Origin of the sequence: Lactiplantibacillus fabifermentans DSM 21115, assembly GCF_000498955.2 — a bacterium.
Lineage (GTDB): Bacteria > Bacillota > Bacilli > Lactobacillales > Lactobacillaceae > Lactiplantibacillus > Lactiplantibacillus fabifermentans.
Map to the genome: position 1 here is coordinate 18671 of NZ_AYGX02000068.1, position 13001 is coordinate 31671.

Annotated in this window: 14 protein-coding genes; 5 read left to right on the plus strand and 9 right to left on the minus strand. The window is 46.4% G+C overall.

The genetic code is table 11. From position 1 onward, the window contains the following. Positions 1-8: 8 nt before the first annotated feature. Both murB and DY78_RS05590 read right to left on the minus strand, forming a co-directional pair. The gene (gene murB, locus DY78_RS05585; RefSeq protein WP_024624034.1) at positions 9-908 is read right to left on the minus strand and encodes a UDP-N-acetylmuramate dehydrogenase; all 900 of its coding nucleotides are present in this window, start codon (positions 906-908) and stop codon (positions 9-11) included. A gap of 56 nt (positions 909-964) precedes the next feature. Continuing rightward, the gene (locus DY78_RS05590) at positions 965-1867 is read right to left on the minus strand and encodes a Gfo/Idh/MocA family protein (RefSeq protein WP_024624033.1); all 903 of its coding nucleotides are present in this window, start codon (positions 1865-1867) and stop codon (positions 965-967) included. Between the two features lie 78 nt (positions 1868-1945). Here DY78_RS05590 and DY78_RS05595 point away from each other — a divergent pair, with 78 nt between their 5' ends. Together DY78_RS05595 and DY78_RS05600 are read left to right on the plus strand one after the other, a co-directional pair. Beyond that, the gene (locus tag DY78_RS05595) at positions 1946-2701 is read left to right on the plus strand and encodes an exodeoxyribonuclease III (RefSeq protein ID WP_024624032.1); all 756 of its coding nucleotides are present in this window, start codon (positions 1946-1948) and stop codon (positions 2699-2701) included. Positions 2702-2778: 77 nt separating this feature from the next. Continuing rightward, on the plus strand, positions 2779-3315 hold the full coding sequence (locus DY78_RS05600; protein ID WP_024624031.1) for a 3'-5' exonuclease: 537 nt from the start codon (positions 2779-2781) through the stop codon (positions 3313-3315). A 627-nt stretch (positions 3316-3942) separates the two neighbouring features. Here DY78_RS05600 and DY78_RS05605 read toward each other — a convergent pair. From DY78_RS05605 to DY78_RS05620, 4 genes are all read right to left on the minus strand, one after another. Beyond that, positions 3943-4461, minus strand: a complete 519-nt coding sequence (locus DY78_RS05605) for a GNAT family N-acetyltransferase (RefSeq protein WP_024624030.1) — start codon at positions 4459-4461, stop codon at positions 3943-3945. Between the two features lie 5 nt (positions 4462-4466). Beyond that, positions 4467-4928 carry a tRNA (adenosine(37)-N6)-threonylcarbamoyltransferase complex ATPase subunit type 1 TsaE gene (gene tsaE / locus DY78_RS05610; protein WP_024624029.1) on the minus strand — a complete coding sequence of 154 codons (462 nt, stop codon included), beginning with the start codon at positions 4926-4928 and terminating at the stop codon, positions 4467-4469. Between the two features lie 102 nt (positions 4929-5030). Further along, a complete protein-coding gene (pta, locus tag DY78_RS05615; RefSeq protein WP_024624028.1) occupies positions 5031-6011 on the minus strand; it encodes a phosphate acetyltransferase in 981 nt (326 codons plus the stop codon). Between the two features lie 23 nt (positions 6012-6034). After that, positions 6035-6727 (minus strand): uracil-DNA glycosylase, encoded by a 693-nt coding sequence (locus DY78_RS05620; RefSeq protein WP_024624027.1) that lies wholly within the window; start codon positions 6725-6727, stop codon positions 6035-6037. Between the two features lie 116 nt (positions 6728-6843). Here DY78_RS05620 and DY78_RS05625 point away from each other — a divergent pair, with 116 nt between their 5' ends. Then, entirely contained in the window at positions 6844-7713 is an 870-nt protein-coding gene (locus DY78_RS05625; protein ID WP_024624026.1) for a Cof-type HAD-IIB family hydrolase, read from the plus strand. Between the two features lie 24 nt (positions 7714-7737). Continuing rightward, a complete protein-coding gene (locus tag DY78_RS05630; protein WP_024624025.1) occupies positions 7738-8301 on the plus strand; it encodes an LURP-one-related/scramblase family protein in 564 nt (187 codons plus the stop codon). Between the two features lie 614 nt (positions 8302-8915). Here DY78_RS05630 and DY78_RS05635 read toward each other — a convergent pair. The 3 genes from DY78_RS05635 to DY78_RS05645 are packed head-to-tail and all read right to left on the minus strand — an operon-like array spanning position 8916 to position 11579. Next, positions 8916-9380, minus strand: coding sequence for a GNAT family N-acetyltransferase (locus tag DY78_RS05635; RefSeq protein WP_051385188.1), 465 nt, complete (start codon positions 9378-9380; stop codon positions 8916-8918). Between the two features lie 25 nt (positions 9381-9405). Continuing rightward, positions 9406-10140 (minus strand): amino acid ABC transporter ATP-binding protein, encoded by a 735-nt coding sequence (locus tag DY78_RS05640; RefSeq protein ID WP_024624023.1) that lies wholly within the window; start codon positions 10138-10140, stop codon positions 9406-9408. Between the two features lie 2 nt (positions 10141-10142). Further along, entirely contained in the window at positions 10143-11579 is a 1437-nt protein-coding gene (locus DY78_RS05645) for an amino acid ABC transporter substrate-binding protein/permease (protein ID WP_024624022.1), read from the minus strand. Between the two features lie 468 nt (positions 11580-12047). On the opposite strand from DY78_RS05645, the gene DY78_RS05650 reads away from it, so the two are divergent. Beyond that, a complete protein-coding gene (locus DY78_RS05650; protein WP_024624021.1) occupies positions 12048-12911 on the plus strand; it encodes an aminoglycoside 6-adenylyltransferase in 864 nt (287 codons plus the stop codon). Positions 12912-13001: the final 90 nt, after the last annotated feature.

A 13001-nucleotide genomic window follows, 5' to 3' on the forward strand; every position in this document is an offset into this window, starting at 1 on the left:
GACTTCAACTAGGCGTCTTCCCCGATAATCCGTACTTCGGTTTCGAGGTGGACCCCAAACTTTTCAAATACGACGGCTTGGACGTGATGAATCATATCCATATAGTCGGTCGCCGTCGCATGATCAACATTAATAATAAAACCAGCGTGCTTCTTTGAAACTTGCGCGCCACCAATTTGATACCCTTGTAAGCCGGCATCGTGAATTAGTTTACCAGTAAAGTAACCAGTTGGTCGCTTAAAGACACTCCCACACGAAGGCCATTCGAGCGGTTGTTTAGAAGCCCGCAGTTCGTTTAATTCATCCATCCGGGCTTGAATCTTAGTTTGGTCACCGGGCTTTAAAGCAAAAGTCGCGTTAACGACCGTATCATCATAGTCTTGGACGGTACTGTGCCGGTAACTGAAGTCTAACTCAGTGTTCGTCAACGTTTTTAGTTGACCTTGCGCCGTAATGACCGTGATTTCTTCAACGACTTCACTCATTTCACCGCCATAAGCACCCGCATTCATGAAGACCGCGCCCCCAACGCTTCCCGGAATGCCAGCAGCAAATTCTAGGCCGGTCAAGCTCGCGGCACATGCGGCTTTGGTGGCAGCAATTAATGCCGCGCCCGCTTCCGCGACAACTTTAGTTTCACTCGCATGAATTTGGTTCATGCTAGTTAAGATAATGGTCAAACCGCGAATGCCGCCATCTTTAACAATCAAGTTGCTGGCATTACCAATAACGGTCAACGGCATTTTTTCGGCGTCGGCGTATTCGATTAACGCCTTGGCTTCACTAATTGACTTGGGGAACGCTACAAAATCGGCTGGCCCCCCGGTTTTCGTATTCGTATAATGACTGAGTGATTCATCTTTTTTAATTTCAATGGCTGGAAAAGCGGCCAAGACATCTTGCGACATGGGGGAAGTTCCTTTCATATTTCAATTTAAAGTCTATCTGTTAATAATATCACTTTTTAGTCGCTTAATAAATGACGGCACACCGCGTGACTCGTAATCGCCGAAGTCGGGTCAACTGGGTTTGGTCCATGGGTCGCCACCGCCGTTAAGAAGGCCCGAGTCAACGGCGCAAAGCCCCGTTTTTCCAAGGTCGGTGTCCAATCAGGGAAACTAGTCGTTTGCGTCTGCGCGGTATTTAAGGTCGTAATGGTATTCAGATCTGTGACCGTCGCCCGCTTAGTTAACCCTTGAACCGTCGTTTGTTCAAGGTTGACGCCACCGTACATATCCGTCACCACTTGTAATTGAGTGTGGGCCGTTTTAGCCATAAAGTAGCCCTGCCCCAACGCACCGTCTGGCATCGTGACGATGCGACCATCCGTTGCTTCAAGGGGTTCGTCTAATAAGTATAAGCCCGTATCCACAGTATGAATCATCAAGTCAAAAACGGCTGTTTCGGGATCTTGACCACCCGTTTCGCGAATCTTTTCGGCATTAATATAGCGTTTATCTGGTAAGGCTTTGAGTTGTTGATTGAACGGGGCAAAGCGGCGATTAAAGCCACAAGTTAACAATAAATGCCGCGACGCCGCTAAATCATACAGCGCTTGGACCGCTTGCAAATCATTTGAAACTGGTTTATCGACATACACGTTAATGTCGGCTAACAATAGCTGCTTAATGATAGCCGCATGGGTGGCCGTTGGCGTGTGGACAAAGACCGCCGCCGGTTTTGCTGCAATTAACTCATCCAAGTCCGCATGGGTATGGGTAAAGCCATATTCGGCAGCGAGTTGTTGCCGTTTTTCTGGGTTGCGGGTAGTTAAATGAAATTCATATTGATCTTGCATCGTGGCCATTACTGGTAAGTACGCTTTTTGGGCAATATTGCCAAGACCCATGACACCAATTTTTAACATGTTAAATCCTCCATTATATCGCCCGAAAATGCGCTACAATATACTTATCGTACACAAAAGAAAGGCGTTGATTATAAAATGAAACTCATCTCGTGGAACGTCAACGGACTCCGAGCCGCCGTCAAGCACGGCTTCATCGATACTTTTAACGAGCTCGATGCCGATTGGTTCTGTGTTCAAGAAACTAAATTACAAGCCGGCCAAATCGACCTTGAGCTACCGGGCTACGAACAATATTGGAACTACGCCGACCGGAAAGGCTACTCTGGAACCGCTATCTTTACTAAGCATACACCACTTAATGTCACTTATGGGATTGGGGTACCGGAACATGATACTGAAGGCCGCGTCATCACGCTTGAATATGATAATTATTATATCGTAACGTGTTATACGCCCAACTCTGGTGGTGAACTCAAACGGTTAGCTTATCGTCAAACTTGGGAAGACGCCTTTTTAGATTATATTAACGGTCTAAATGCCAGCAAGCCCGTGATTTTCTGTGGCGATTTGAATGTGGCCCATGAAAATATTGACTTAAAGAACTGGCGTAGCAACCATCACAGTGCGGGCTTTACGGATGAAGAACGCGCCAAGTTCACCACCCTCTTAGCGAACGGTTATACCGATACGTTCCGGCACTTTTATCCAGACCAAACGGAAATCTACTCTTGGTGGAGTTATCGGTTCCACGCCCGTGACAATAATTCCGGTTGGCGGATTGACTACTTCATCACTTCAAATCAACTTAGCGACCGCTTATTAAATGCCCGTATCTTAAATGAAGTCATGGGTTCGGACCATTGCCCGGTTGAATTAGATATCCGGCTCTAACAAACCGCTGACTTGAAATTTGCGGCCGTTGCCCGTACGATTAAGACCAAACTATAAAGAAATGATGGTGACTAATTTTGAATTTTGTCGCAATGGATTTTGAAACCGCCAGTGGCAAACGCGATAGTGCTTGTTCCTTAGCCTTAACGGTGGTCCGCAACGACCAAATTGCCGATGAATTTTATACGTTGATCAAGCCGGAAAGTGACTTTTTCTGGCGCAACGTTCAGATTCATGGCATTCACGAAGAAGACGTCGCCGATGCGCCTAAATTTCCCGCCGTCTGGGACCATATCGCGCCGTTTTTCCAACGCGACCGCTTAGTCATTGCTCACAATGCCAATTTCGATACCGACGTCTTAAAAAAGACGCTCGCCCATTACGGTATCCGCGTTCCCGAGTATCTCTCAATGGACACCTTAGCTACAAGCAAGAAGTTCTACCCCGAACTGCCCAATCACAAACTAGATACCATGTGTCGGGCCCTCGACATCGAACTGCAGCACCACCACAACGCTTTAGATGACAGTTTAGCTTGCGCCAATATCTTATTATCACAAGCGCAGACGTTTGGCGTCCAACAGTTGAAACCGTTTGTGCGGATTCAAGGTTAAGTCTTAATATGGCAAACTTTTAGGCTAGTGTTCATGGCCGCCCGCCGCGCCTAGTCCGTGCGCCGTGGGGCAGACCTGACGCCATAGTGCGGTCGTCAGGGCGCCCGGACTAGGCGCGACGGGCTAAATTGAACTAACAATTAATTTATATGCTGACTTGCTGGTCATCACCAGTTGGTCAGTTTTTTTATTCGGAATGAATTCGTGATTTACCACCAAACTATTTCCAACCCTTGAGTGGTTTAAAGTTGATGTCACCTAGCTTGTATGAAAAAAATAGTCCCAAGCAATATAAATTGATGATACCCAGTGACTAGCTCACTATCTAGCCAATCTGAGGATGGTTGCCATAAGTCCCAACATAATTTCATTTCAAGCTAGCCAGTGCCAATTTAGCTGCCGGCTGACTGTAATGGAATCCGCTATGCGGGTGGCGTTAACGGGATTGGGCTATAGCCCGTTTACACCACGGACGTCTTTTGAGACTTGGGTTGTAGGCTCAAAAGCGAGGTTCAAGACCGCTTCTCAGGCTTGGACCGGTCCCCATAGCGGATGGAATTACAGTCAGCCGGTAGCGGCCCACGAGCACAAAAAAACGACTACCACCGAAGCGATAGCCGTTCACGATTAACTCACATCTAAGACCATATCCACCGCTGGGACTTTTTCGCCAGTCGGATCAGTCACGTCATAACTCGTTGGCGTGACTTGTTTGAAACCAAAATGCTGGTACAGTTTAGCTGCACGTTGATTGCGTAATTGCACCGTCAAAAATAATTGACTCAAGGTGCTGTAATCTTCCGCCCAGGCGATCATCTCATCGACGAGCGCGCTGCCCAGACCGGCACCCCAATACTGCTTGCGAACCGCAACCCCGATTTCGCCTTGCTTTTTGATTAAATCATCCGTTGCTTGAACGGTCCCGACGCCAATCAAGTCGTCACCAAGCGCTGCCACAAAGATCACATTAGTTGTCGTTCTAGTAATCTGCTCAATTTGTTGGCGTTCTTCGGCCTCAGTCAATTCGCCGAGACCATCATCCACTGTAAATGTATTCGATTCCGTCGCCAACTGGGTCAGTAACGCTAATAGCTGTGCCGCATCACTCGGCTCAGCGGGACGAATATCAACAACTTCAGCTGTCATGGTTGTCACCTCTTCAATTGATCAACCAACTTTTGATAATGCGAGCCGTTGGGTTCAAACGTAATCTGACGGGTATCCGCGGCGTCAGTTGCCCGACTAAGGGTAATCCGTAAGTAGTCACTCGGGAGTAACTCCTGAATAAATTCTGACCATTCGACCACGCTCACACCGTCGCCATCAAAATATTCATCAAGTCCTAAATCTTCCGCACCACCATCTTCCAAGCGATAGACATCCATATGATAAAGCGGTAGGCGACCTTGATGGTATTCACGCACGAGCGTAAACGTTGGACTTTTGACATTGCGGTCAATGCCTAAACTTTTCGCTAACCCTTTCGTGAAGGTCGTTTTGCCGGCGCCTAAATCGCCATCCAATAAAATTAAATCTCCGGGTTCAACTAAGTTCCCCACTTGAGCGCCTAGTTGCATCGTTTGTTCCGGAGCTGTCACCGTGACTGATTGCATAAATTTCCCGTATCCTTCCATTTCATAACTGCTCTCATTATAAGAAAAACGGGCGAAACTTCAAAGCACAAGCTCTGAAGTTCCGCCCGTTTAACAAACTAATTAGGCATCTAACCCTTGCGCAGCCGTAATAATGGCCACTTTATAAACATCTTCTTCACTCGCCCCGCGTGATAAATCGGAAACGGGCTTGTTTAACCCTTGTAAGATAGGACCAACCGCTTCAAAGCCACCGAAGCGTTGGGCAATCTTGTAGCCAATGTTCCCAGATTGGAGTTCTGGGAAGACAAAGACATTCGCATGCCCCGCCACTTTAGAGCCGGGCGCTTTTTGCAAGCCGACCTTTTCAACAAAGGCAGCATCGAATTGTAATTCACCATCAATGGCTAATTCGGGGTCAGCAGCTTGGGCTTTAGCCGTCGCCTCTTGCATCTTCGTGACCATATCGCCCTTAGCGGAACCTTTAGTTGAGAAGCTCAACATCGCCACGCGCGGATCAATATCAAAGATTTTCGCTGTATGGGCACTTTGCGTTGCAATTTCAGCTAACGTATCCGCATCGGGATCGATGTTAATGGCACAGTCCGCAAAGACATAACGTTCGTCACCTTTTTGCATGATAAACGCGCCACTAATCCGATGAGAACCCGGCTTAGTTTTAATGATTTGTAAGGCTGGACGGACCGTGTCACCGGTGGAATGCACGGCGCCAGAAACCATCCCATCAGCTTGGCCTAAATAAACTAACATCGTCCCAAAATAGTTAGCATCGGCCAACATTTCAGCAGCTTGTTCCGGCGTATTCTTACCTTTACGGCGTTCAACGAAAGCATCTAACATCGCTTGTTTTTCAGCGGCTGGATAGGTGGCGGGGTCTAACACTTGGACCCCCGTCAAGTCAGCGTTTAAATCTTTAGCAACGGCTTCAACTTTAGCTTGGTCGCCCAAGATGATTGGCTTAACTAAACCGTCGGCTGCTAAACGGGCAGCCGCGCCGACAATACGCGGTTCCGTACCTTCGGGGAAAACGATTGTTTTATTTTGACCAGTAATTTTTTTAGCTAATGATGCGAATAAATCCATGAGATGACCCTCCAATAAAAAATTTAATTTTTAGCACTGACGTGTTCTGGAAGTTGCCAATCGATTGGTTGTTCGCCAAACGATTCTAAAGCAATATTCGTCTTGGAAAATGGCTTGGAGCCAAAGAAACCGCGGTAAGCTGATAACGGACTCGGATGTGGTGATTGTAACACCACATTTTTTTGCGTATCAATCAACTTAATTTTCGAACGCGCAGCACTGCCCCATAAAATAAAGACAACCGGCGTGGACCGTTCTGACAGCCGCTGAATGGCGACATCAGTTAGTTGTTCCCAGCCTTTACCCGCGTGCGAAAATGCCACGCCATTTTGGACCGTTAATACGGAGTTTAATAGTAACACCCCTTGTTTAGCCCAGCTTTCCAAATAACCATGATCAACCGGCGTACAGCCAACATCGGTTTGCAATTCTTTATAAATATTTTGCAACGAAGGCGGTACTTTGACCCCGGGCAACACGGAAAAACTCAAACCGTGCGCCTGACCGGGGCCATGGTAAGGATCCTGCCCTAAAATAACAACCTTTGTGTCGGCAAAGGGCGTCCATTCAAAGGCTTGAAAAATATTATACATATCTGGATGGATATTTTTAGTTCGATATTCATTTTTCAGAAAAGTATGTAACTGTTGGTAGTAGGGCTTCTCAAATTCCGGCTCTAACACGTCCCACCAGTCAGTATGAATAAACGCTTTCATTCCTAACACCTCTAGCATCATTGTAGCATACTAAAAACCGGGAATGATAATAATTCTGAAATCGCTAGTAAACATGTTAGAATGTATTTATCAATAACAACGAAGGATGTGACAAAATGATCTCGATTATCGCTTCTGACATGGACGGTACGCTGTTGAACAACGAAATGACCGTTTCTGACTTTAATGCCCAAGCCATTCGCAAAGCTCAGCAACAAGGCGTCCACTTTATTGTGTCGACTGGTCGGCGCTATTCTGAAGCGCAACCGCTCTTAGCGGCTCAAGGGATTACCGCCCCATTGATTACCTTAAACGGAGCTGAAGTCTACGATGCTTCTGGCAAAATGCTCGACATGGTCCCCATCACCAACACGGTGGCCCGCGCTATTTTCCATACCTTAAATGCTAAAGGCTATTATTTTGAAGTTGTTGGCAACGATGGGATTTACTCCAATAACAAAGCTAAACGGATTGAAGAAATCGCGCATCTTTTAACAAACCTAAATCCGGATACTTCATTCAAAATCGCGGTATCACTCGCATCCGCCCGTTTAGAATTAATGGATATTAATTATGTCGATAATTACGATGAACTTTTAGCCGACCCGAAGAAACACGTAATGAAGATTATCACGTTCAGCCAAGACGGTCCCGCTAAATTGCAACCACTGGCCGATGAACTTTTAGCGAAACATTCTTCCCTAAAAATCACCTCCAGTTCACGCTCTAATATCGAGATCAATAACATCAACGCCCAAAAGGGAATTGCGGTTGAACGTTACGCCAACATGCTCAATACCCCGATGACCGATGTGATGGCGATTGGTGACAATAACAATGACGTTTCGATGTTGGAGCTGGCTGGCACAAGTTACGCCATGGGCAACGCCACGACCGAAGTTAAACAGTTAGCAAGTCACATCACAGACACGAATGTTAACGACGGGGTCGGCAAAGCCATCTTGGAAGTGTTAGCGCAACAATAGTTCACCGGGAAATGAGGGTTTGAAATGCGTAAATTATATTTCAGCCGCAATAGTTTCGCCAAAGGTGCCCGCATCGTCCGCGATGCCCACGACCAATCGCATTATTTGCTAGTTGGGCGCTGGGGCCGACGCCAAGATGCGCTCAGCCTATATGCCATCCAAGGCGAACTGCTTGCCGAAATTAAACAAACCTCACTTGGCCTCTTGCCGAAGTTTGATTTGTACTATAACCGCCAAAACGTCGGCTCCATTAGCAAGACGCTCGGCTTTTGGCATGAAATGATTTATGTGCGCAAATTACGTTGGATTATCATGGGCAGCTTAAATACCGAAAGCTACCGGATCTACCACGGTACTGATCTAGTGATGACAATGCGCCCCGTCGTCACTTCAAACGGCGAAGCCTTCGAACTAGAGATCGCCGAAGAAACCATCGAACCCATCTGCATTTGCGTCGCCGCCATCTTGGACCACTGGCAAAAACCAACGAACCGTAATCGTGATAAAGTGTTAGGCGATAATTATAACGTGACCTTTGGTGAGAGTAACTATACGTTGCATTCCCATCATAAGGTGCCGCAACCCTAGAGCGGTTGGGCCGGCGGGTAATGTCTGAGCGTAGCCTAGTTACGGGGATTGCCCGGCGCTCTTTCCGGGTGATGACCGTAACGTGGCTAAGCGCAGGACATTGCCGGCCCAACCGCGTTTCGGCTATATTGTTGAGAAGCGCCTAGTTATGGGGATTGCCCGGCGCTCTTTCCGGGTGATGACCATAACGTAGCTAAGCGCAGGGCGTTGCCGCGGGGACCGCGTTTCGACTATATTGTTGAGAAAACCGCCTAGTTACGGGGATTGCCCGGTGCTTTTTCCGGGTGATGCCCGTAAAGTAGCTAAGCGCAGGACATTGCCGGCCCAACCGCGTTTCGACTATATTGTTGAGAAAACCACCTAGTTATGGGGATTGCCCGGCACGCTTTCCGGGTGATACCCGTAACGTAGCTAAGCGCAGGGCGTTGCCGCGGGGACCGCGTTTCGACAGTATCGTTGCGAAAACCTACTTAACCATAATTATCACCGACAAACCAAAAAACGATAAACACAAATGGACGCCACTACAACACATGTAGGAGCGTCCATTTTAATATAAAAAATCAATTTAGTTATGTGTCACAAACACCCACCAACAAGCTAAACTAGCTTCGTCATTTATTCAGCACCAACACTTGCTCGGTCAGCTTAACCCCCACTGGCAAAGTCTCCACCAGTGGTTGGGCAATTTTTTCAAAGCCATAATGTTGATAAAACTGAATCGCCGCCACATTGCTAGCAAGCGCGACAATCATCACCGGTGCGTTAGTCGGCAATTGGGCCAACGCAGCATCCATCAGTCGCCGCCCGAGGCCTTGATGTTGATAGGCCGGTAAGATATAAATCGAATAAATCTCTTGATACCCGGCCCACGCTTGCCGACGAGCCGGACCGTAGCTACAAACACCCACGATTTGTTGCTGCGCATTGAAGGCCAAGACCGTTCGTTGCCACCGTTGTTGCGGATGCCACATTTGCGGCGTTAAGCTCGCTAAATACGCCGCTGGTAATTGGCCCCGATACGTGGTCCGCCAGACCGTTAAATACAAAGCGGCGACCGCCGCGAAATCATCATCCACGCGCGCTCGCCGAATTGTTATCGAGTTAGACATTAATCACTTTGTTTAAGAAATCTTGTAGCCGCGGACTTTGTGGGTGATCAAAGACGTCCTCCGGTTTACCCGTTTCTTGAATCAAACCGTCCGCCATAAAGACGACACGGTCAGCCACTTCTTTAGCGAAGCCCATTTCATGAGTGACCACAATCATGGTCATCCCTTTAGCCGCTAAGTCTTTCATAACATCTAAGACATCGCCGACCATTTCCGGGTCCAACGCGGAAGTAGGTTCATCAAACAACATAATTTTAGGATTCATAGCCAGCGCGCGGGCAATTGCGACCCGTTGTTTTTGCCCCCCAGATAAGGATTTGGGCATTGCATCCGCCTTGTCACCTAAGCCGACCGTGTCTAATAAATCCCGGGCCGTTTTTTCAGCAGCTTCCTTGGACGCTTTTTTCAATTGAATCGGCGCCAACGTGATGTTTTGTAACACGGTCAAATGTGGGAATAAATTGAAGTGTTGAAAGACCATCCCAATATTTTCACGCACTAAGTTAATATTAGTCCCTTTATCAGAAAGGTCATAACCGCTAATCACGATTTGGCCTTTAGTGGGTACTTCCAAATCATTCAAGCACCGTAAGAAAGTACTCTTACCGGAACCAGAAGGACCAATCATACAAACGACTTCGTTATCTTGAACTTCGAGATTTAACCCTTTTAACACTTCATTGTCGCCATAACTTTTGTGTAAATCTTTAACTACCACTTTTGCCATGCTTAGTTAATCCTCCTTTGAACCCAATTTGAAAGCCACGTTAATAACGTAATAATAATCAAGTAGATAATCGCAATCATCAACCAAATCTTGAACCCTTCAAAGTTACGGGCAATAATCAACGTCCCGGTTTGGGTCAATTCAACAATCCCGATAACGGACAGAATTGACGTATCCTTCAACGTAATAATAAATTGGTTAATAAATGACGGAATCATGATTCGAATCCCTTGCGGCATAATAACTTTCCGCATCGCCGTCCAATATGGCAACCCGAGTGAGCGGGCCGCTTCCATTTGGCCGTCATCAACGGCTTGGAACCCACCTTTGACGAAAGCCCCAGTATACGCCCCTTCATTGAGCATCAAGGTAATCATCCCAGCGACGAACGCTGGAATCTTGAAGCCATGCCCAATCAAGTCGGGGAACCCGATATAGATGAAGAACGCCAAAACCATTAATGGCATCCCCCGGAAAATATAAATAATCGTGCTAGAAATGGCTGGTCCGAGCTTCCCAGGCATCACCCCTAAGACCCCTAAGATCAATCCCATGATAGTCGCTAAAATAATTGAAATAATCGTTAGCTCCAAGGTCATCCATAACCCACTACCGATAGTACTCAAGTTTTGGGTGAACAAGCCGATGAAAGTCCGGCTGCTGGCCGTTTCACCAGTTAATGAGGATTCACTGGAATGTAAATATTTATCAACAATCTTTTTATATTGACCATCCGCTTTGATGGCTTTCAACCCTTTGTTGAATTTCTTCAACAAGACCGCATTTTTGCCTTTCTTAACGGCAAAGCCATAATCGCCGGCTTCATATTGTTTTGATACAATCTTCAACGCAATCCCATTTTTGATACCGTAAGACATTACTGGATAATCTTCAAAACAGGCGGCCGAGTTACCAACTTTAACATCATTGTACATGTTGTTAGAATCATTAAAATACTTAATCTTAAAACCATATTTGCTTTGAATGGACTTGGCGTAAGTCGCCCCAGCGGTCCCCGTCTTCAAAGCAACGGTCTTACCTTTTAATTGGCTAAAGTTTTTAATCTTGCTGCCCTTAGCCACAGCCATGACGACCCCCGAAGTATAATAGGCATTGGAGAAGTCAAAGGTTTGTTTCCGTTCCGGGGTAATGTTCATCCCGGCGATGACCCCATCAACTTGGTTAGCACTTAACTGCTGGACGGCGGCACCGAAGCTAATTGCTTTGAGCTTATAATTAATATGCTCTTTTTTCGCAATCGCTTTTAAAATATCAATATCAATCCCTTTATATGTACCACCCTTGGCTTGAAATTCAAACGGGGCAAAAGTGGTATCCGTCGCGATGGTGTAAGTTTTCGCTTGGGCCTGAGTGTTTAAACCAAACCAGCTCCCAAACGCAGCTAACAGCATAACTACAGCTATTTGCCATTTCTTCATTGATTGTGACCTCCTAATTCGTCCTACCTATTTGGTATGTCATAAAATATAACATAAATTATGGACGGTCACCAACTCGAACTGTAATAATATTCTAATTTATCTTTAATGATGGCGGTATCATTTGCCCTTTGATTAATTTTATTAAGCAAACGGCAATTTTCAGCAAAGATTCCGAAGAAAACCGCCGATTATTACGTTTTTTTATTTTTTCTCGCCAAAACGACAGTTATTTTGTAAACTTGCATTATGAATATATTCATACTTAGTCAATTTCTACTCAAAATTAGCCCGCCGGAATAAGCTAAGAAACGCATTAATACCGGAACTTGTTGCCATAAAATCGACCTAACTTTATTTTCTTAATCTAATCCAAACGTTTACTTGTCATTTATGAACCCCTCACGAACAGTCGCCGATTATAAATATGCAACCGATAGCGATGGCCAACTCAAACCGAGGTATCCAATGGACACTTTAACAAAACTAACCGATTTTTTTGACCAGCAGTCTGCTTTACGTCTGTGGGCCATGAACGGCGCTTCAATCAATCCAACGCTAACGCCCGATAAATTCACCGACTACGATGTGGCCTTCTTTACAACCGATGTCACGCCTTATCGCAATGACGATCACTTTTTAACGGAATTTGGCACCGTCTTGCTGCAAACGGAACCGCCCACACCACTAATCGCTGATCCAACTGACGGCTGTACTTATCTCGTACAATATACCAGTGGACTACGGATTGATTTTCAATTTTACCCGCTCACACAACTCCCGACTTACTTGCAATCAGAGCGGCTCACACAAATCATAGGCGACAAAGACCAGCGACTCCCGCGGCCAAAAGTCCCGACCGACCAAGACTTTTGGACCACTAAGCCCACTCCCACGCAATATGATGAAACGGTGCGCGAGTTTTGGTGGCAATTTTTAAATACGTTAAAAGCAAATTGTCGCCACCAAACATTACTCGCACAAACTTATCTGAACCTGACACGGGCCGAATTAGTGCAGCTATGGACGTGGCGAGTCGCGTTCGAACAAGGCTTTGACCGCTCGTACGGCAAACAAAACACGACGTTATTAGCTTACTTAACGCCCACTGACACTGCCCAGCTAATGGCCACGTTCAATACAGATTCTACGCGTGCGATCAATCACGCCTTACGAACGATGCAGCAACTATTTGTGCCGCTTGCCCGTTTAATTAGTGACGACCTGCCCATTGACTACCAGCAGTGGCAACCACTAGAACACGTGCCGCAACGCTATTTACTAAGCAAGGCTGAGCCCAAATTAGCCCACTTTTTTAAATCGCCTTTCTAATACGCAAAAGTCGCCTGATGAAAGTTAAATTCATCAGGTAGATTGTAAAATTAATCCGAACGCTGTTCGGACAAAAAAGATCAGCTTCCT